Source organism: Pseudomonas sp. GD04158, assembly GCF_029834875.1.
In the GTDB taxonomy this organism is placed as follows: domain Bacteria; phylum Pseudomonadota; class Gammaproteobacteria; order Pseudomonadales; family Pseudomonadaceae; genus Aquipseudomonas; species Aquipseudomonas hydrolytica.
Map to the genome: position 1 here is coordinate 1 of NZ_JAODYT010000078.1, position 18,168 is coordinate 18,168.

General features: G+C 66.4%; 19 protein-coding genes and 1 pseudogene. 13 read left to right on the forward strand and 7 right to left on the reverse strand.

Annotated elements, in window-relative coordinates; all coding sequences use genetic code 11:
• From N7333_RS20645 to N7333_RS20660, 4 genes and pseudogenes are all read left to right on the forward strand, one after another.
• Positions 1-190: pseudogene (locus N7333_RS20645) on the forward strand (enoyl-CoA hydratase); the annotation flags it as partial.
• A gap of 78 nt (positions 191-268) precedes the next feature.
• Entirely contained in the window at positions 269-877 is a 609-nt protein-coding gene (locus N7333_RS20650; protein WP_279859326.1) for a DUF2846 domain-containing protein, read from the forward strand.
• A 106-nt stretch (positions 878-983) separates the two neighbouring features.
• Complete coding sequence (locus N7333_RS20655) at positions 984-1,568, forward strand: DJ-1/PfpI family protein (RefSeq protein WP_279859333.1); 585 nt, start codon at positions 984-986, stop codon at positions 1,566-1,568.
• 93 nt (positions 1,569-1,661) lie between these two features.
• Positions 1,662-1,964 carry a ribbon-helix-helix domain-containing protein gene (locus N7333_RS20660; RefSeq protein ID WP_003245939.1) on the forward strand — a complete coding sequence of 101 codons (303 nt, stop codon included), beginning with the start codon at positions 1,662-1,664 and terminating at the stop codon, positions 1,962-1,964.
• Positions 1,965-2,169: 205 nt separating this feature from the next.
• Here N7333_RS20660 and N7333_RS20665 read toward each other — a convergent pair whose 3' ends face one another.
• Positions 2,170-2,571 carry a nuclear transport factor 2 family protein gene (locus tag N7333_RS20665; protein WP_279859327.1) on the reverse strand — a complete coding sequence of 134 codons (402 nt, stop codon included), beginning with the start codon at positions 2,569-2,571 and terminating at the stop codon, positions 2,170-2,172.
• Between the two features lie 112 nt (positions 2,572-2,683).
• Here N7333_RS20665 and N7333_RS20670 point away from each other — a divergent pair, with 112 nt between their 5' ends.
• From N7333_RS20670 to zapE, 3 genes are read left to right on the forward strand one after another with little or no spacing between them, the layout of a single operon-like run.
• Positions 2,684-3,274: a GNAT family N-acetyltransferase gene (locus N7333_RS20670; protein WP_003245937.1), complete on the forward strand. Its 591-nt coding sequence runs from the start codon at positions 2,684-2,686 to the stop codon at positions 3,272-3,274.
• Positions 3,271-4,155 (forward strand): carbon-nitrogen hydrolase family protein, encoded by an 885-nt coding sequence (locus N7333_RS20675; protein WP_279859328.1) that lies wholly within the window; start codon positions 3,271-3,273, stop codon positions 4,153-4,155. Before N7333_RS20670 ends, N7333_RS20675 begins: the two co-directional genes overlap by 4 nt.
• 5 nt (positions 4,156-4,160) lie before the next feature.
• Positions 4,161-5,270 carry a cell division protein ZapE gene (gene zapE, locus N7333_RS20680; protein ID WP_279859334.1) on the forward strand — a complete coding sequence of 370 codons (1,110 nt, stop codon included), beginning with the start codon at positions 4,161-4,163 and terminating at the stop codon, positions 5,268-5,270.
• On the opposite strand, the gene N7333_RS20685 is transcribed toward zapE, so the two are convergent.
• Positions 5,265-6,599: a beta-galactosidase gene (locus tag N7333_RS20685; protein WP_279859329.1), complete on the reverse strand. Its 1,335-nt coding sequence runs from the start codon at positions 6,597-6,599 to the stop codon at positions 5,265-5,267. The genes zapE and N7333_RS20685 overlap by 6 nt on opposite strands.
• Positions 6,600-6,889: 290 nt before the next feature.
• A complete protein-coding gene (locus N7333_RS20690) occupies positions 6,890-7,564 on the reverse strand; it encodes a DUF1028 domain-containing protein (protein ID WP_279859330.1) in 675 nt (224 codons plus the stop codon).
• Positions 7,565-7,705: 141 nt separating this feature from the next.
• On the opposite strand from N7333_RS20690, the gene dsdA reads away from it, so the two are divergent.
• Positions 7,706-9,055, forward strand: a complete 1,350-nt coding sequence (gene dsdA, locus N7333_RS20695) for a D-serine ammonia-lyase (RefSeq protein WP_254298319.1) — start codon at positions 7,706-7,708, stop codon at positions 9,053-9,055.
• Positions 9,056-9,106: 51 nt separating this feature from the next.
• On the opposite strand, the gene N7333_RS20700 is transcribed toward dsdA, so the two are convergent.
• Entirely contained in the window at positions 9,107-10,630 is a 1,524-nt protein-coding gene (locus N7333_RS20700) for a fumarate hydratase (RefSeq protein WP_024309079.1), read from the reverse strand.
• 283 nt (positions 10,631-10,913) lie between these two features.
• Here N7333_RS20700 and N7333_RS20705 point away from each other — a divergent pair, with 283 nt between their 5' ends.
• From N7333_RS20705 to N7333_RS20715, 3 genes are all read left to right on the forward strand, one after another.
• Positions 10,914-12,041 (forward strand): diguanylate cyclase, encoded by a 1,128-nt coding sequence (locus N7333_RS20705; RefSeq protein ID WP_096825868.1) that lies wholly within the window; start codon positions 10,914-10,916, stop codon positions 12,039-12,041.
• A complete protein-coding gene (locus N7333_RS20710) occupies positions 12,034-12,972 on the forward strand; it encodes an iron-sulfur-binding ferredoxin reductase (RefSeq protein ID WP_279859331.1) in 939 nt (312 codons plus the stop codon). The genes N7333_RS20705 and N7333_RS20710 overlap by 8 nt, the downstream gene beginning before the upstream one ends.
• A gap of 91 nt (positions 12,973-13,063) precedes the next feature.
• On the forward strand, positions 13,064-13,837 hold the full coding sequence (locus N7333_RS20715; protein WP_012019364.1) for an enoyl-CoA hydratase: 774 nt from the start codon (positions 13,064-13,066) through the stop codon (positions 13,835-13,837).
• A 232-nt stretch (positions 13,838-14,069) separates the two neighbouring features.
• On the opposite strand, the gene pyk is transcribed toward N7333_RS20715, so the two are convergent.
• The 3 genes from pyk to N7333_RS20730 all read right to left on the reverse strand — a co-directional run bounded on the left by pyk (position 14,070) and on the right by N7333_RS20730 (position 17,378).
• Positions 14,070-15,521: a pyruvate kinase gene (gene pyk, locus N7333_RS20720; RefSeq protein ID WP_003245927.1), complete on the reverse strand. Its 1,452-nt coding sequence runs from the start codon at positions 15,519-15,521 to the stop codon at positions 14,070-14,072.
• A 72-nt stretch (positions 15,522-15,593) separates the two neighbouring features.
• Positions 15,594-16,502 carry a universal stress protein gene (locus N7333_RS20725; RefSeq protein ID WP_003245926.1) on the reverse strand — a complete coding sequence of 303 codons (909 nt, stop codon included), beginning with the start codon at positions 16,500-16,502 and terminating at the stop codon, positions 15,594-15,596.
• 69 nt (positions 16,503-16,571) lie between these two features.
• On the reverse strand, positions 16,572-17,378 hold the full coding sequence (locus N7333_RS20730; RefSeq protein WP_096825872.1) for a tetratricopeptide repeat protein: 807 nt from the start codon (positions 17,376-17,378) through the stop codon (positions 16,572-16,574).
• A 152-nt stretch (positions 17,379-17,530) separates the two neighbouring features.
• Here N7333_RS20730 and N7333_RS20735 point away from each other — a divergent pair, with 152 nt between their 5' ends.
• Positions 17,531-17,905 carry a hypothetical protein gene (locus N7333_RS20735; RefSeq protein ID WP_012019361.1) on the forward strand — a complete coding sequence of 125 codons (375 nt, stop codon included), beginning with the start codon at positions 17,531-17,533 and terminating at the stop codon, positions 17,903-17,905.
• 73 nt (positions 17,906-17,978) lie between these two features.
• On the forward strand, positions 17,979-18,168 hold a 190-nt coding region (locus tag N7333_RS20740; RefSeq protein WP_279859332.1), incomplete at its 3' end, for a DUF4124 domain-containing protein.

The following is an 18,168-nucleotide window of genomic DNA, read 5'->3' on the forward strand; positions in this document are numbered from 1 at the left end:
GCAGCTCGCCGCCTTCCCCCAGCGCTGCCTGCTGGCCGACCGCGCCAGTGTCTATGCACAGTGGGATCTGCCGTTGAGCGAGGCGCTGGTCGGCGAATTCCGCGGTGGCCTGGCGGTGGTGGCCAGCGGCGAGACGGTGGCGGGTGCGCGACGCTTTCGCGACGGCAAGGGGCGCCACGGCACCTTCTGAACAGGCCGCACTTTTGTCGGGTGTGGCCCGTGCGCGGGCCGGCTAAGCTGCGTGCATGCCCCTCACAAGGAATGCTCGATGCGCCGTTTGCTCCTGCCCTTGCTCGCCGTCCTGCTCGTCGGTTGCTCGACCCCCGGCGCCTTCTTCGGCGACCTGGACGGCGATGCCTTCGCGCCTCATGTCCTCAGCGACGAAGATCATGCCCTGGTCTACCTGTACCGCCCGCGCAACGACTGGGCCGATCAGGAACTGGAGGCGCCTGCGCTGTTTCTCGACAATCGCTTGATCGGCAGCCTGCCCAGCAACGGCTATCTGGTGCTGGAGTTCGACGCCGCCAGCTACAAGCTGGAGATGCGCCGGCCTCTGGCCGGCAGCTTCTGGACACTGCTGGCCGACGGGCCGCTGGACTTCACCCTGATCGCCAGCTTCACCCTCGATGCCGCCGTGGGCAGTACCTATTACCTGCGCTACGACGAGGACGGCCCCCCGCCGCAGGGCAGCGTGCTGGATGGCGGCGGCGACGGGCCGTTGCAACTGGTGGCGGCGGCGCTGGCCGATACCGAGCTGAGCGCCACGCGCCAGGTGCAGCCCATGACCCGGATTGCTGCCAGCGTCGAAGACCCGGAGCGCCCGCAGCGCGGCTTCTGGCGCTCCGTCGGCCAGGCACTGGACAAGATCGGCATCTGACGCCCCTGGGGCCGCGCGGCATGCCCTGCGGAGTAGTACCGGGCTGTTACCTGTCGGAGGAACTAGGGGCGAATAATGGCTTCGCTCCCCCCACCTTCAGGAGACGATCATGGCTGCCAAGAAGATTCTGATGCTGGTCGGCGACTACGCCGAAGATTACGAAACCATGGTGCCGTTCCAGGCGCTGCAGATGGTCGGTCACACCGTGCATGCGGTCTGCCCGGACAAGGTCACCGGGCAGACGGTGCGTACCGCCATTCACGATTTCGAGGGCGAACAGACCTACAGCGAGAAGCCTGGGCACAACTTTGCGCTCAACTTCGACTTCGCCAAGGTCAGTGCCGAGGATTACGACGCCCTGGTCATCCCCGGCGGGCGCGCGCCGGAGTATCTGCGCCTGAATGGCGACGTCGTGGCGCTGGTCAAGGCCTTCGCCAAGGCCGACAAGCCCATCGCTGCGGTCTGCCACGGCGCCCAGCTGCTGGCAGCGGCCGGCGTGCTGGAGGGGCGTGAATGCAGCGCCTATCCTGCCTGTGCGCCGGAAGTGGCGTTGGCTGGTGGCACGTATGTGGATATCCCGGTGGATCAGGCCCATGTGCAGGGCAACCTGGCGACGGCGCCGGCCTGGCCTGCGCACCCGGCCTGGCTGGCCGGTTTCCTCAAGCTGCTGGGCACCGAGATCCGCCTGTAACCGACCCGTAGCCCGGTTGCAGTCCGGGGTGCATGATTGCCGGTATTTCCCGGATTGCATCCGGGCTACGACGCTCGTGAGGAGATGAAGCCGATGTGCGAACTCTATGTGAAGGCCGACCCGATTCTCTACGAGTCGCGCTCGCGCTCGCTGCGCATCCACGGCGTGGTGACGACCCTGCGTCTGGAGAATCAGTTCTGGGACATCCTGCGCGAGATCGCCGAAGTCGATGGCATGACCACCAATCAGCTGATCGCCAAGCTTTATGAAGAGGTCATGGATTTTCGCGGTGAGGTGGTCAACTTTGCCTCTTTCCTGCGCGTCAGCTGCACCCGCTACCTGGCGCAGAAGGCCGGGCGGCAGGTGCCGCTGCGGGTGGTGGGCACAGCCGTCTGAGTCATTGATACATCCAGAAATTCGGATGTTCCTGCTCCGGTGCGGCAGCGGGTTTCTGGCTGGGGCGAACGTGCTGGAAAAGACGTTTGATGGCGCTCATGGGTAAGACTCCTGTGTGTTGAATGAACAGGAGCGCATGATCCGGTCTCGCCTTGGATTGATGAATTCAATTGTGGCTATCGCATCGATTATCTAAAGGCGGTTTTCAGCCGCCCACCTGCGCGATCCAGTCGTTGAGGTTGTAGTAGTTGCTGATGCGCGCCACCTTGCCGTTCTTGATCTCGAAGAAGGCGCCGGCAGGCAGCACGTAGGTCTGGCCGTTGGCGGGCGGCAGGCCTTCGTCGTCGGCCAGGTACTCGCCGTGCACCACGAACTCGGCGGCGGCGCGGCTGCCTTCGGCGTTCTGCATCACCACGATGTCGGCCAGGCGCTCGCGGTAGCAGCGGTTCATCTTGTCCATGAAGGCGGCGAAGGTGGCCTTGCCGATCTGGCGTTCGCCCTGGTTGATGTCGTGCACCACGTCCTCGGCCAGCAGGTCGAGGAAGGCGGGCATGTCGCCGGCGTTGAAGGCGGCGTAGTAGGCCTGAACCAGTTCGGTGGCGGTCATGGCTAAGTTCCTTTCGTAGCATGGTTAGTGGTGGGTTGGCGCGCATGATAAGTTCGCGCATTCGAGCCGGCATAGCCGCCGGCGTCACCCTGCTGCTGGCGAACGACTTCACATGGACATCGAATTGCTCCGGGGGCCGCAGATAGCACCCCATATCGAGGACCTGGCGCAGCTACGAATCACGGTCTTCCGCGAATTTCCCTACCTCTACGATGGCAGCTTCGACTACGAGGCCGAGTACCTGGGCACCTATGTGCGCAGCGTCGGCAGCCTGTGCGTGCTGGTGCGGGACGAGGGCCGTGTGGTCGGCGCCTCCACGGCGCTGCCACTGGCTGACGAAACCGAGGAGTTCCAGCAGCCCTTTCTCGCCGCGGGCTGGGACCCGGCGCGCATCTTCTACTGCGCCGAGTCGGTGGTGTTGCCGGCCTGGCGCGGACGTGGCCTGGGCGTGCGCTTCTTCGCCGAGCGCGAGGCCCACGCGCGGCGCCTGGGCCATTTCGACTGGTGCGCCTTCTGCGCCGTGCAGCGCCCGGCCGACCACCCGCGGCGGCCCGCCGACTATCAGCCACTGGACGCCTTCTGGGCGCGCCGCGGCTATCGCCATCATCCGGAATTGCACACCCGCTACCACTGGCGCGACCTGGACGAGGCCGAGGAGTCGGCCAAGCCCATGTCGTTCTGGCTGAAGGAGCTCACCCCATGATCAAGGTTGCCGCCTGCCAGTACCACATCGATCTTTTCACCACCTGGGATGCCTACGCCGAGCACCTCACCACCCTGTGCGAGGAGGCGGCCGGGCAGGGCGCCGAGTTGCTGCTGCTGCCGGAGTACGCCGGTCTGGTGCTCACCGGTCAATTGCCGGCGGCCGAGCGCAGCGACCTGCACGGCTCCATCGCCGGCATCCAGCCACTGCTGCCGCGCTGGCTGGAACTGTGCGAAAGCCTGGCGCGGCGGCTCAAGGTCCATCTGCAACCCGGCTCGGTGGCCGTGCTGGATGACGATGGCGTCTATCGCAACCGCGCCTGGCTGTTCGGCCCGGACGGCTGCCTGGGCAGTCAGGACAAGCTGATCATGACGCGCTTCGAGCTGGAGCAGTGGCACATCGCGGCCGGCAGCGGGCTCAAGGTGTTCGACACGGCGCTGGGCAAGCTGGGCATCCTGATCTGTTACGACAACGAATTCCCGCTGCTGGCGCGCACCCTGGCCGAGGCGGGTGTGGACCTGATCCTGGCGCCCAGTTGCACCGATACCGAGGCCGGTTTTCATCGTGTGCGCATCGGTGCCCAGGCGCGTGCCCTGGAGAACCAGATCGCCGTGCTGCATTCGCCAACCGTGGGCCTGGCGCCCTGGTCGCCGTCGCTGGACGAAGGCTACGGCCGCGCCTCGCTGTACGTGCCGTCGGACTACGGCATGCCGGCCAGCGGTATCGTCGCCGAGAGCGCGGAACTGTGCCCCTCGCGCAGTCACTGGCTGATCTGCGAGCTGGACCTGGACGAAGTGCGCCGCGTGCGCGAGCAGGGCCAGGTATTCACCCGCCGCGACTGGCCGCGGCAGTTCGACGACGGCCGGCTGGTGCTGCGTTGACCGCGATGCAGGCACCGCCCGACTCGCCGCGGGCCGCCTACCAGCGTGCGCTCGCTACCGGCTTCGTGGTGGATGCCGCGCAGCATCGTGCGGTCGAGGCGCTGCAGCACTGTCACCAGGCCGTGCACCGGGGCGAGCGACCGCTGGGTGTGTACCTCTGGGGGCCGGTCGGTCGTGGCAAGACCTGGTTGATGGACAGCTTCTACAACACGCTGCGCGTGCCGGCGCGGCGGCAGCATTTTCACCACTTCATGCAGTGGGTGCATCGCCGCCAGTTCCAGCTCACCGGCAATGCCGATCCGTTGCGCCTGCTGGCCGAGGAACTGGGGTGCGAGCTGCGCGTGCTGTGTTTCGACGAGCTGTTCGTCAGCGACATCGGCGATGCCATGCTGCTCGGTCGCCTGCTCAGCCTGCTGGTGGAGCAGGGCGTGGTGCTGGTGGCGACTTCCAACCAGCCGCCGGCTCAGCTCTACGCCGATGGCTACAACCGCGAGCGTTTCCTGCCGGCCATCGCCGCGCTCGAGGCGCATATGCAGGTGGTCGCCGTGGACGGCGAGCAGGATCATCGCCTGCATCCCGGTAGCGAGGTGCAACGCTACTGGGTGCAGCAGCCACAGGCGCTGGGTCAGCTGTTCGCTCGTCTGTGCGAGGGACAAACCATCAGCCGCGAGCCGGTAGAACTCAGCCATCGCCGTATCGAAAACCTCGGCCATGGCCCAGCGGCGCTCTGGTGCCGCTTCCGTGATCTGTGCGAGCAGCCGCTGGCCGCGCCGGATTTCATCGAACTCTGCGAGCGTTTCCCGGCGATCCTGCTTGGCGAAGTGCCGCGCCTGGGCGGTAAGCAGCGCGAGGGACGCATCGCCCGTGGCACCGAGGACGGTGCCGAGCGGGTCGATGCCGGTGACCGGAAACTGCCTGCGCTGTCGCGCAACGACGATGCGGTACGTCGCTTCATCGCCCTGGTCGACGAGTGCTACGACCGCCGCGTGCCGCTGTATATCGAAGCCGAGGTGGCGCTGGACGAGCTGTACACCCAGGGCTACCTCGACTTTGCCTTTCGCCGCACGCTGAGCCGTTTGCGCGAGATGCAGCTGGAGCGCTTCGGCCGCTCATAGGATCAGCATCTGCAGCTCGCGGCCGACCGTGACGTTGATGCTGCCGCCGCTCGAACGCACGCTCTGGCTGGTGCCACGCAGCGGGTTGTAGAGGGTGCCGCTGCCACTGCGTTGCAGGCGCACGGTGCCGTTCTCCTGCGCCCAGAACATCCACAGCCAGCGCCCATCGGCGCGCTGCCAGGCGATGCTGAACATGCCGGCCGGCGCACTGGCGAAGGCTGGCGGGTCCAGTGGCGTGAGGCTGGGGCCGCTGATCTGCAGGAAACGCTTGAGTGCCTGGTAGGCGGGCTTCTCGCTGCCGTTCAGGCGCAGGAGACCATAGAACTGGTCGCGTGGCGTGGCGCGCGCATCCAGATCGCTGAGGGTGAAGAGAAAGATGCGGTCGAAATCCATCGCGCTCATCAGCGCCAGGCGCCGCAGTATGTAGTCGGCCTGGCCCTGTTCGCCGATGATCGGTTGCAGTTCCACCGGCCCGGCATAACTCGACCAGCCGAACTCCGTGGCCCAGATTGGCCCGCTACCGGAATGGCGCAGATACTGGTTGACCGTATTGGCGTGGGCAATGAAATCGCCGACGCCGGGCACGTCGCCCTCAGGCTCGTGACTGTAAGGGTGATAGGCCGTCACTCGATCCGGCCTTACGCTGCCCAGCTGGGTCATGGCCTGCAGCATCAGGCCGCCACGTACGGGCATCTGGCTGTAGTAGGCGTGGCCGCCTATCACCTGGGTGGCGTCCGGGCGGGCGGCGGTCAGTGCGCCGAGGCTGCTTTCCAGCAACTGTTGGTACTGGGCCGGATCTTCGGCCGGCTGCCAGAAGGGTGGAATGTTCTGCTCGTTCCAGACCTGCCAGGCACCGACATGGGGATAGCGGCTGGCCAGTGTGGCGAAGCTGTTGGCGAACAGTTGCGGGTTGGTTGGCGGGTACTGGTCGGGGTTGCTCACGCCGGCCGGTGCGGACGTGGCGAAGGGGGCCGAACCGACCAGGTACACCAGGGGCTTGAGTTGTTCCTGCTCGATCACCTGCATCAGGCGATCAAGGTCCGTCCATTGCCATTGTCCCGGGGCGGGCTCCAGGCGCTCCCAGTGCAGGCCCAGGCGAATCCACCGCAGATCGAGCGCCTTCAACTTGGCGATCTGCTGTCGATAGGTCTGCTCGGGAAACCACTGCAGTTGTACGTTGAGGCCCAGGAAGTCCGACCAGACCACCGGGCGCGGCGCCTTCATCGAGTTCGAGGGGGCGGCCTGGGCGCCCAGACCGAGGCCCAGTGACAGAGACAACAGACCCGCGCCCAGGGCGCGACGCAGGCGGAAGGAGGGGATGCTGAACATGGCTGCTCTCCCTTGCGAGAGTGACTCGGAATAGCAGCTTAAGACCGGCCCATCGGCTGCAAACCTGGCGGTACCAGGCTTGGTGATGGAGGGCAGCGATAACGCGACTGACGGTTTGATGGCGTTTTGCTAAGCCAGAAGATTGACGTTTGGAGTTGTCACTTGGCGTTGCCAGGCCGTCGAACGACGGATTTGGCAGCCTATCGGGCCCGCGCTGTCGTCACACTGGCGTCTGCCCAAGGGGCTCCAGCCTGTGGTGCTGTCGTCCGCCACTTATCGGCAGTGTTGCCTTAGACGGCGTCTTCCGCTGCCTTGCCTGCCGGATTCTCGCGCGTCGGCATGGCGAGAATTTCAGGCAGCACTTCGCGGGCGAACACGTCGTGCAGGCGGCGCAGTTCGGCCACCGGGTCGAGGTGGTGGTCGACGCGGATGTCCCACAGTGGATATTGCTCCCGATCGACCACATAGATCACCGCCGAGGACTCACCGTGGCGGTCACCACCGCACCGGTCGCCGGCTGCCAATGCCTCGATCAGGCGCTCGATCAGCGGGCGGTCGTCGCCGCGGCGAAAGGCCTCGGCTACCGCTTCCAGCACCTGCGGGCCAACCAGGCGGTTACCCTGTACGGAGAACTGCTCGCCGGCCAGCGAACCGGCCCAGGGAATGCACTTCTCTCCGGTCCAGCAGACCGTGTCGCCTTGGGCGTCGATCAGCGCGCACTGGCGCAGCTCCATGCAGGGATCGGTGCCTTTGAGTTGCTGCAGCGCCTCCTGCGCCGAGAGCCCCTGGCGCAGCAGCGCCAGGCCATCCAGGCCGAGATAGGGGTTGACCTGGGCCTGGGTCGCCACCGCGCCGACACCGGCCGCTGCGTGGCTGAGCAGCTTGCCCACGGCAGGCATGGCGGTGGCCGCGGCAACACCGAACTGACCGCTGCGCGGGCAACGGGCAATGATGGAAAAGGTCATGACGACTCCTGGGCGATTTTCAGCTTAGGCCATGGGTGGGCAAGTATCGTTCCGCTTGGTGGTGGACGGTGCGGCCTTTGCCAGCGGGCAGCAGGCGTCGTCTAATGCGCGCAGTTCACTGCCCGATATGAGGAACGCCGCATGATTCTTGGCCAGCCGCTTGCCCAATGGCGCGCGCAATATCCGCTGCTCGACGAGCTGATCGCCCTGCGCGAAACCAGCTGGTTCAACCCCGCCGTGGCGCCTGCTGCCGAAGCACTGGGCGATGTCGGTTTGAGTGCTGCGGATGTGGCTGATGCCGGCGCGCGCCTCGAACGTTTCGCGCCGTACCTGGCCCGGGCGTTCCCGCAGACGGCCGCCAGCGGCGGCATCATCGAGTCGGATATTTTGCCCTTGCCGCAGATGCAGGCGCTGCTGCGTGAAGAGGCCGAAGGCGAGATCGGCGCGCTGTGGCTCAAGCGCGACAGCCATCTGCCCATCTCCGGTTCGATCAAGGCCCGTGGTGGCATCTACGAGGTGCTCAAGCATGCCGAGGACCTGGCGCTGGCGGCCGGTCTGCTCGGTCTCGACGACGATTACGCCTGCCTCGACAGCGACGCGATGCGCGCCTTCTTCGGCGGCTATCAAGTGGCGGTCGGCTCCACCGGTAACCTCGGCCTGTCCATCGGCATCATCAGTGCACGTCTGGGCTTTCAGGCCACCGTGCATATGTCGGCCGATGCGCGCCAGTGGAAGAAGGACAAGCTGCGCGCCCATGGCGTGACCGTGGTCGAGTACGCCAGCGACTACAGCGTCGCCGTGGAGCAGGGGCGCCGCCAGGCCGAGGCCGATCCGCGTTGCCACTTCGTCGACGACGAGAACTCCAGGCACCTGTTTCTCGGTTACGCGGTGGCCGGTGAACGCCTCAGGCAGCAACTCGCGGCGGCCAATGTCGTGGTCGATGCCGAGCATCCGCTGTTCGTCTACCTGCCCTGTGGCGTCGGTGGCGGGCCGGGTGGCGTGGCCTTCGGCCTGAAGCTGGCATTCGGTGACGCAGTGCACTGCCTGTTCGCCGAACCCACGCATTCGCCGTGCATGCTGCTCGGCGTCCACACCGGGCGACACGAAGAACTGGCGGTGCAGGATTTCGGCATCGACAACCGCACTGCGGCCGATGGCCTGGCGGTCGGTCGACCATCGGGGTTCGTCGGCCGTGCCATGCAGCGCCTGATCGACGGCTATTACACGGTCAGCGACGAGCAGATGTTCCGTTACCTGGCGCTCATGGAACAGACCGAGGGCCAGCGCCTGGAGCCTTCGGCCCTGGCCGGGATGCCGGGTGTATTGCGCGTGCTGGGTGAGCGGCAGGGCTATCGCCAGCGCCTGGGCCTGACGCCGCAGCGCATGGCGCGGGCGACCCATCTGGTCTGGGCGACTGGCGGCAGCATGGTGCCGCAGGCGGAGATGGACAGTTACCTGGCGCGGGGGCGGCAGCTGTTGCAGGGCGCCTGAAAACGCAGAAGCCCGGCACATGGCCGGGCTTCTGCTTTGCAGCGTTGACGCTTACTTCACTTCCACCGCCAGGCTTTCGGCGATCTTCTTGTTCCAGATCGCAGGGCCGGTGATGTGCACCGACTCGCCCTTGGTGTCGACCGCGACGGTCACCGGCATGTCCTTCACTTCGAACTCATAGATGGCTTCCATTCCCAGTTCTTCGAAGGCCAGCACCTTGGACTTCTTGATCGCCTGGGCCACCAGGTAGGCGGCGCCGCCGACGGCCATCAGGTACACGGCCTTGTTGTCCTTGATCGCGTCGATGGCGATGGGGCCGCGCTCGGACTTGCCGATCATGCCCAGCAGACCGGTCTGCTCGAGGATCTGGCGGGTGAACTTGTCCATACGGGTGGCGGTAGTGGGGCCAGCCGGGCCAACCACTTCGTCACCAACCGGATCGACCGGGCCGACGTAATAGATGAAGCGACCCTTGAGGTCCACAGGCAGTTGCTCGCCCTTGTTCAGCATGTCGACCATGCGCTTGTGCGCGGCGTCGCGGCCGGTGAGCATCTTGCCGTTGAGCAGCACGGTCTCGCCCGGCTTCCAGCTCTGCACCTCTTCCGGGGTCAGGGTGTCGAGGTTGACGCGGCGCGCGCTCGGGCCGGCTTCCCAGACGATTTCCGGGTAGGCGTCCAGATCCGGCGCTTCCAGAACGGCCGGGCCCGAGCCGTCGAGCACGAAGTGGGCGTGACGGGTGGCGGCGCAGTTGGGGATCATGCACACCGGCAGGGACGCGGCATGGGTCGGGTAATCCATGATCTTCACGTCGAGCACGGTGGTCAGGCCGCCCAGACCCTGGGCGCCGATGCCCAGCTGGTTGACCTTCTCGAACAGCTCCAGACGCAGCTCCTCGATGCGGTTCTGCGGGCCGCGGGCCTGCAGCTCGTGAATGTCGATGTGCTCCATCAGCACTTCCTTGGCCATCACCGCGGCCTTCTCGGCGGTGCCGCCGATGCCGATGCCGAGCATGCCCGGCGGGCACCAGCCGGCGCCCATGGTCGGCACGGTCTTCAGCACCCAGTCGACGATGGAGTCGGACGGGTTGAGCATGGCCATCTTCGACTTGTTCTCGGAGCCGCCGCCCTTGGCCGCGACGTCCACTTCCACCTTGTCGCCGGGGACGATGGAGTAGTGGATCACCGCCGGAGTGTTGTCCTTGGTGTTCTTGCGGGCACCGGCCGGGTCGGCCAGGATCGAGGCGCGCAGGACGTTCTCCGGCAGGTTGTAGGCGCGACGCACGCCCTCGTTGATCATGTCGTCGACGCTCATGGTGGCGCCGTCCCAGCGCACGTCCATGCCGACCTTGATGAACACGGTGACGATGCCGGTGTCCTGGCAGATCGGGCGGTGGCCGGTGGCGCACATGCGCGAGTTGATCAGGATCTGCGCCATGGAGTCCTTGGCCGCCGGGGACTCTTCCTTCAGGTAGGCCTCGTGCATGGCCTGGATGAAGTCGACGGGGTGGTAATAGGAGATGAACTGCAGGGCGTCGGCGACGCTCTGAATCAGGTCGTCCTGCTTGATCACGGTCATTGGGGCGCTCCTCTATCAGGGAACATCTATAAGGAAGCGCCGAATCAGAACCCGGCGCAACGGCGAAAAATGGTCGGGAACGATTTCACCTCGCCCGCGACGGCCTTCTGCAGCGCGCCAGCGACGGCAGGCAACAAAAAAGGCGCGGCAGTATAGCGCGACGGTCGCACAGGGCACAGCCGCCAAAGGTCGATGGTGCTAGCCGTGGGCGCTCTCGGCGCGCTAGGCAATTTGTGATCACGGGGGTAGAGTAACGGCCAGATGCCAGTATGGGATGGAGCCCATGAGCTCAACCAGCCGCCGAGGCACTCAACGCAGCCTGCAGAGCCTTCTGCTCAAACGCTTCGCCATGGCATTCGCTACCTACGCGATGATGGCGCTCGTCTGCTGGTTCGCCGTACTCAACGACCTGTTCCTCGGCCCCGTCAGCGCCGCCGTCTGGCTCACGCTGGGCGTGTTCGGCAGCCAACTGGTGTTTCTCTGGATCTTCCTCAGCGGGCGCAACCTGCGCTTCGACGATCCCAGCCTGACCGAGGCCCAGGTACTGGTCGCGCTGGCCTGGCAGCCACTGGTGATGGCCTTCTTCGACACCGCCCGCGGCAGCATGATGGTGTTCTACGTGCTGATCCTGCTGTTCGGCGTGTTCCAGCTGCCGCCCAAGGTATTCGCACGTTGCGCCGCCTTTGCCTTCTTCGGCTTCACCGCGATGGTGCTGGTGGAGGCCTATCGCATGCAGTTGGTGGACCCGAGCATGGCCTGGCTGCAGGTCTGGGTGCTGTTCGTCCTGCTGGTCTGGCTGTGCCTGTTCTCCAGCTACGTGCAGGCCATGCGCAAGCGCATGCGCCAGCGCCGTTTCGCCCTGCAGGCACACCAGGACACCCTGCGCGGGATGATGCGCCAGCTCGAGGATCTGGTGGCCACCGACGAGCTGACCGGGCTGTTCAACCGCCGCCATTTCCTGCGTCTGGCCAGTCGCGAGCTGGAGCATCTCGGGCACGGGCGCCAACACGGTCTGGCCTTGATCGACCTGGACCATTTCAAGCGAATCAACGATGCTCATGGCCATGCCGCTGGCGATCGGGTGCTGCAGACCTTCGCCGCGGTAGCCCGTGCCTGTCTGCGTGACGGCGACATCATTGCCCGCTACGGCGGTGAGGAATTCGTGCTGCTGCTGCCCAATACCGATGCCGATCAGTTCACCACCTGCTGCGAGCGGCTGCGCGAGGCGTTCGCCCGGGCCGAGCCGGTGGGGGTGAAAATCGACAACCTCAGCCTGTCCGCCGGCATGACGCTGCTCACCGCCGGCGATCAGCTGGACGAAGCGCTGCAACGTGCCGACCAGGCGCTGTACCAGGCCAAGCGCGGCGGTCGCAACCGTTGCGATGCCAGTTGGGAGCGCGCCGGTGCCTGAGCTGCGCGTCGGCGCTCGGCAACTGCAGGTCGCCAGCCAGAGCAATCTGCTCGATGCGCTGCTGGCCGGTGGGGTCGCCGTGCCCTACAGCTGTCGCGCCGGCAGTTGCCACGCCTGTCTGGTGCGCTGCGTAACCGGCGAGCCGCTGGATCGTCTGCCCGAGGCGCTGGCATCTGACAAGCGCGCCGAGGGCTGGCGTCTGGCCTGCCAGTGCCAGGTGGTCGGCGATCTGGATGTCGAACCCTTCGACCCGCAGCGCGACGGGATTGCCGCCCAGGTGGTGGGGCTCGACTGGCCCAGCCCGCAGGTGTTGCGCCTGCGTCTGCAGCCCGCGCGCGCACTGCGCTACCAGGCCGGCCAGCACCTGGTGCTGTGGATTGCCGACAACATAGCGCGACCCTATTCGCTGGCCAGCCTGCCCAGCGAGGACCCCTGGCTGGAATTTCACCTCGATTGCCGCCTGCCTGGCGCCTTCTGCGACGCTGCGCGTCGTCTGCAGCTCGGTGATGGCCTGCGTCTGGGCGAGCTGCGCGGTGGCGCGCTGCATTACGACGCCGACTGGCAGGCGCGGCCACTCTGGCTGCTGGCCGCCGGTTCCGGCCTGGCGCCGCTGTACGGCGTGTTGCGCGAGGCATTGCGGCAGGACCACCAGGGCGCCATTCGTCTGTTGCACGTGGCCCACGAGCCGACCGAGCACTACCTGGCCAGCGAGCTTCGCGCCTTGGCGGCGCAGCATGCGAACCTGCAGGTGGAGCTGGTGACGGCGGCGCAGTTGCCGGCTGCTTTGGCCGAACTACGACTTGTCTCGCGGCAGACCCTCGCCTTACTCTGCGGCCATCCGGAGACGGTCGACGGCTTCGCGCGGCGTCTCTACATGGCGGGTTTGCCGCGCAGCCAGATGTTCGCCGACGTCTTTCTAACCCGTACCTAGGGTGCCCGGGGCCGCCTCGGCTGTGCATACCAGATCCGATGGCATCGGGCTTCTGGTGCGCACAGCGCACCCTACGGTTTTGGAGCCTTGTATGAGCGAATACCTGCATATCGAACGCGACGGCGGTCTGCTGACCCTGCGCATGCAACGACCTGACAAGAAGAACGCGCTGACCCGCGCCATGTACGCCGGTATGGCCGAGGTGCTGGACCAGGCGGCTCAGGACCCGAGCGTACGCGTCGTCCTGCTGACCGGCAGCGAGCAATGCTTTACCAGCGGCAACGACGTCGCCGACTTCCTCCAGGCGCCGCCGACCGGTCTGAACAGCGAAGTGTTCCAGTTCATGCGCGCGCTGTTCGAGTTCCCCAAACCCGTGGTGGCGGCGGTGGCCGGCCCGGCCGTGGGTATCGGCACCACGCTGCTGCTGCATTGCGATCTGGTCTACGTCAGCCGTGATGCGCAGCTGAAGATGCCGTTCGTCAACCTCGGCTTGTGCCCGGAGTACGGCTCCAGCCTGATCCTGCCGCGTCTGCTGGGGCACGCGCGAGCCGCCGAGTTGCTGTTGCTCGGCCAGGCGTTCAGCGGCGAACAGGCGGCGGCCTGGGGCATCGCCAATCAGGCGCTGGACGACGGTGCGGCGACGCTGGCCAAGGCGCGCGAGATGGCCAAGCACTTTCTCGACCTGGCGCCCTCGGCAGTGGTCGACAGCAAGCGCCTGATGCGTGCGCCGGGGCGCGAGGAGCTGCGCAAGGTGATCGAGGAGGAGGGCGCCCTGTTCGGCCAACGCCTGCGCTCGCCGGAGGCCGTCGAGGCACTGACCGCATTCATGCAGCGCAGAAAGCCGGATTTCTCCAGATTCGCGTAGGGTGTCGCGGGGCCCCTAGGCCGTGCGCACCTGCTGTTCGCCGGGAGCGTGCGGCGTCGACGGCGGTTCGGGCTGGAACGTGGCGTGCTGCAAGAGCGCTGGTGCGCATGGCGCACCCTACGGGATGGCGCAGGTTGCGTGGGGTGTCGCGGGGCCGCCTAGGTCGCGCGCACTGCCGGCTAGAAAAAAGAAAAGGCCGCTTATCGAGCGGCCTTTTGCATGTGCAGATCACTCACACCATCGGATCGCCGACGTGCAGGATCTTCATGGTGTTGGTGCCGCCGGTACCGTGGTAGCTGTCGCCCTTGGTCAGGATGACCCAGTCGCCCGGCTCGACCACGCCACGCTTGAGCAGCTCGTCCACCGCGGCCTGGCTGACCTTGTTCGCCGGCAGCGAGGCCGGGTCGAAGGGCACGGTGTAGACGCCGCGGAACAGCGCCACGCGGGCCTGCGCCTCGCGGTGCGGGGTGAAGGCGAAGATCGGGATCGAAGAGCGGATGCGCGACATGATCAGCGGGCTGTAGCCACTCTCGGTCAGGCTGATGATGGCCTTGACCCCGGGGAAGTGGTTGGCGGTGTACATGGTCGCCAGGGCGATGCTTTCGTCGCAGCGCTCGAAGGTGCGACCCAGACGGTGGCTGGACTGCTTGCTGGTCGGGTGTTTCTCCGCGCCCAGGCACACGCGGGCCATGGCCTCGACGGCTTCCACCGGGTATTCGCCGGCGGCGCTTTCGGCCGACAGCATCACCGCATCGGTGTAGTCCAGCGCGGCGTTGGCTACGTCGGACACCTCGGCGCGGGTCGGCATCGGGCTGTGGATCATCGACTCCATCATCTGCGTCGCGGTGATCACCGCTTTGTTCAGGCGGCGAGCGTGGGCAATGATCTTTTTCTGAATGCCGACCAGTTCGGCATCGCCGATTTCCACGGCCAGGTCGCCACGGGCCACCATCACCGCATCGCTGGCGCGGATCAGGCCGTCGAGGGCCTCGTCGTCGGCCACCGCTTCGGCGCGTTCGATCTTGGCCACCAGCCAGGCAGTGCCGCCGGCTTCGGTGAGCAGGCGGCGGGCGTACTCCATGTCGGCCGCATCGCGCGGGAAGGACACGGCCAGGTAGTCCAGCTCCATTTCCGCGGCGACCTTGATGTCGGCCTTGTCCTTGTCGGTCAGCGCCGGTGCGGTCAGGCCGCCGCCGCGGCGGTTGATGCCCTTGTTGTCCGACAGCGGGCCGCCGATCACGACGCGGCAGTGCAGCTCGTCCGCGCCCTTGAGTTCGACGCGCATGACCACGCGACCATCGTCCAGCAGCAGTTCGTCACCGACATCGCAGTCCTGGATCAGCGCCGGGTAGTCGATACCCACCACCTCCTGGTTGCCCGCCGTGCGCGAGTGGCTGGAGGAGAGGCGGAACATGTCGCCTTCCTTGAGCTCGATGCGCTTGTTCTCGAACTTGGCGATGCGGATCTTCGGGCCCTGCAGGTCACCGAGCAGCGCGACGTGGCGGCCGTGCTTGGCGGCCAGCTCGCGGACCAGGGCGGCGCGCGCCTTGTGGTCATCGGGGGTGCCGTGGGAGAAGTTCAGGCGGGCCACGTCCAGGCCGGCGAGGATCAGTTGTTCCAGCACTTCCGGCGAACTGCTGGCCGGGCCCAGGGTGGCGACGATTTTGGTGCGGCGAAAGGTCATGCACGAACTCCCTAGTCAACGATTGCCGGGGAGGCTACTACGGCCTTTCGCTGTAGTCATTGTTCCCGTGCACTACCCTTTGCCGTTCGGTTTGATCACCAGCAGATCGCACTCGATGCGTTCCAGCACCCGCTCCGCGGTATGGCCGATGAGCAGGCTGTCCAGATGGCCGCGGGCGATGGCACCCATCAGCAGCAGGTCGATGGCCTGCTCCTGCACGAAGCGCGGGATCACCTCTTCGGCGAAGCCTTCGAGCAGATGGGTCTGCGCCGGGGCGATGGGGTACTGGGCGATGAGCTTGTCGAACGCATCGCGGTGCTCGCGGGCGCACTGGGCCACGTAGTCGTCGTACTCCTGGGCTACCTCGGCATCGAACAGCAGCGAGCGCGGCAGTGGCGCCAGGCTGTGCAGGTAGTGGGGCTGCAGGCCCAGCTGGCGCTGCAGCTCCAGGCTGACGCCGATCAGCTGGTGGTCCAGCGCCGCCGGCTTGTCGGCGCTGTGCAGCGGGTCGAGCGCCGCGCACAGACGCTGGCCACGCCACGGGCCCTCGTGCACCAGCCACAGCGGCACCGGACAGCGGCGGATCAGCTGCCAGCTGGTATCGCTCAGCAGCAGGCGGCGCAGGGCGCTGCTGGGATGGGTCGACTTGAACACCACGTCGGGCTGCAGCACGGCGATGCGGGCGAGCACTTCCTCATGGCGGCGCTTGCCCCAGCGTACTTCCACTTCGATATCGAGGCCGGCCTCGCGCAGATCGGCGACCCTGGCAGTCAGCTCTGCGTGGCGCTCCTCGCGCATGGCATCGCGTGCGCGGGCGAGCAGGTGGCTGTCCAGCAGGCCACCTTCGAGGCTGGGGTGGTATTCGACCTGCAGCAGATGCAGCTTCGCGCCGGTTCTGCCGGCCAGCTCGGCGGCGCGCTGCAGGGCGGGTTGGCGGTCATGCTCGGCGTCGATGACGACCAGCAGTCGTTCGAGTTTCATGGCAGTGGCCTCGCCTGGAGGGTGTTCCTGAATTACAGACCAGGACGCGGCCATCGGCATTGATGTGGATCAGCGCTGCGCCGGGTTCAGGGCCAGATCCAGATGGCGGGCGGCCTTGGCGTTGAGCTCGCCGTTGGGGTACTGCACCAGCAGGCGGCGCAGGTAGGCGATGGCCTTGTCGCGATCGGCCCTGGGGTTGTCCGCCGCCATGTGCATCAGGGCCAGCTGATACAGCGCCTTCTCCTTGATGTCGGCGGGCACGTGCGGATCGGCCAGGCCCAGCAGGTAGAGCTGCTCGGCTTCTTCGACCCGGCCCTTGAGCACCGCGCGGCGCGACAGCAGGGTCATGTCCGGGTCGAGGCTGGGCTTGTACAGGTCGAGATTGTCACTCGGCTGCCAGTGCGCCAGCAGCTCGCGCGAGGTCTTGTGGATGGGCTCGTCGCCGCGCTGACGGATCAGCTCGATGCGCGCTTCGGAGCGGCTGGCCGCCTGGGTGGCCGGAAACTCGTTGAGCACCTGGTAGAAGTAGTTGAGCGCCTTGGCGTCGTCGCGCTGCTCGTTGAAGCGGTTCATGTAGATCAGGCCGATCTGGTACAGGGCGATGGCGCGCACTTCGCCGCTCAGCTGGCGGTCGCGGTAACCCTCCAGGTACAGCATCTCGGCCTTGTCGCTATGGGCGTCGCGGATGGCCATGGCGCTGTAGGTGAGCAGGTCGCCTTCGTCCTCGATGGCGGCCGTCATGCGCTTGGTTTTCAACGCCTTGTATTCCACCAGCTCGTTAGTGGTGACCTGGGCGATGAACAGCGGGGTGGTCGGTGCGCAGGCGCCTAGCAGGCTGGCGCCGATGACTAGGGGAAGCAGGCGGGCGAACGGCATGCGGGCTCCTTGGCCGGAACGGGCCAGTGCCGCGCAGTCTAATCAGCGCAGCGGGGCCGCGCCAAGGCGCAAGGGGCAAAACCCAACGGAGGTTTGTCGCTGTTCAGTTTTTCACCTGGCTGTCGATACACTGCTCAGCGGAGGAACTGCCCATGCGAACCCTGATCATCCTGGCCGTGGCACTGGTTGCCACGGGTTGCACCCGTTGGTCGCTCGACCATCATCTGAACAATGCCTATCGCGCCTATGAAGACGGCGATTGCGCGCGCGTCGCCCTGGAGCTGTCGCAGGCCGAGCGCAAGAGCCGCTCGCGCAGCTATCTGCAACCGGAAATCTCGCTGCTGCGCGGCCAGTGCCTGGAGCGCGAGAGCCTGTTCGTCGACGCGGCGCAGACCTATCAGTTCATCATCAGCCGTTACCCGGCCAGCGAATACGCCTACCGCGCCCGTGCCCGTCTGCAGACGCTGGAGCAGCTTGGCCATCATCGTCCGATCGAGCCGGCCAAGGCCAGCCCCGCCGCCTTGTAAGCCACCGGTCAGGGCCGTTTCCCGGGCCTGCGCCGCGGTATAAGCTGACGCTTGTCTCTCACGGAGGATGAACATGCGTGGCCTGTTGCTGATCGCCTGGATGCTGCCGACGCTGGCAGCAGCGGAAATCTATCGCTGGACCGACGAGCAGGGCCGGGTGCATTTCGGCCAGCGCCCGGTGGCCGGGGCCGAGCCGGTCGAGGTGAAGCCCCAGGTGATCGAGCGCGATTCGCACACGCGTGAGCGTGAGGCGCGCAGCCAGC

Bases quoted from the DNA above. Each gene is read 5' to 3' on its own strand.
- N7333_RS20650 (WP_279859326.1), top strand. From the start codon at position 269: ATGCGCCGTTTGCTCCTGCCCTTGCTCGCCGTCCTGCTCGTCGGTTGC.
- N7333_RS20660 (WP_003245939.1), top strand. From the start codon at position 1,662: ATGTGCGAACTCTATGTGAAGGCCGACCCGATTCTCTACGAGTCGCGC.
- N7333_RS20665 (WP_279859327.1), bottom strand. From the start codon at position 2,571: ATGACCGCCACCGAACTGGTTCAGGCCTACTACGCCGCCTTCAACGCC.
- N7333_RS20670 (WP_003245937.1), top strand. From the start codon at position 2,684: ATGGACATCGAATTGCTCCGGGGGCCGCAGATAGCACCCCATATCGAG.
- N7333_RS20675 (WP_279859328.1), top strand. From the start codon at position 3,271: ATGATCAAGGTTGCCGCCTGCCAGTACCACATCGATCTTTTCACCACC.
- zapE (WP_279859334.1), top strand. From the start codon at position 4,161: ATGCAGGCACCGCCCGACTCGCCGCGGGCCGCCTACCAGCGTGCGCTC.
- N7333_RS20685 (WP_279859329.1), bottom strand. From the start codon at position 6,599: ATGTTCAGCATCCCCTCCTTCCGCCTGCGTCGCGCCCTGGGCGCGGGT.
- N7333_RS20690 (WP_279859330.1), bottom strand. From the start codon at position 7,564: ATGACCTTTTCCATCATTGCCCGTTGCCCGCGCAGCGGTCAGTTCGGT.
- dsdA (WP_254298319.1), top strand. From the start codon at position 7,706: ATGATTCTTGGCCAGCCGCTTGCCCAATGGCGCGCGCAATATCCGCTG.
- N7333_RS20700 (WP_024309079.1), bottom strand. From the start codon at position 10,630: ATGACCGTGATCAAGCAGGACGACCTGATTCAGAGCGTCGCCGACGCC.
- N7333_RS20705 (WP_096825868.1), top strand. From the start codon at position 10,914: ATGAGCTCAACCAGCCGCCGAGGCACTCAACGCAGCCTGCAGAGCCTT.
- N7333_RS20715 (WP_012019364.1), top strand. From the start codon at position 13,064: ATGAGCGAATACCTGCATATCGAACGCGACGGCGGTCTGCTGACCCTG.
- pyk (WP_003245927.1), bottom strand. From the start codon at position 15,521: ATGACCTTTCGCCGCACCAAAATCGTCGCCACCCTGGGCCCGGCCAGC.
- N7333_RS20725 (WP_003245926.1), bottom strand. From the start codon at position 16,502: ATGAAACTCGAACGACTGCTGGTCGTCATCGACGCCGAGCATGACCGC.
- N7333_RS20730 (WP_096825872.1), bottom strand. From the start codon at position 17,378: ATGCCGTTCGCCCGCCTGCTTCCCCTAGTCATCGGCGCCAGCCTGCTA.
- N7333_RS20735 (WP_012019361.1), top strand. From the start codon at position 17,531: ATGCGAACCCTGATCATCCTGGCCGTGGCACTGGTTGCCACGGGTTGC.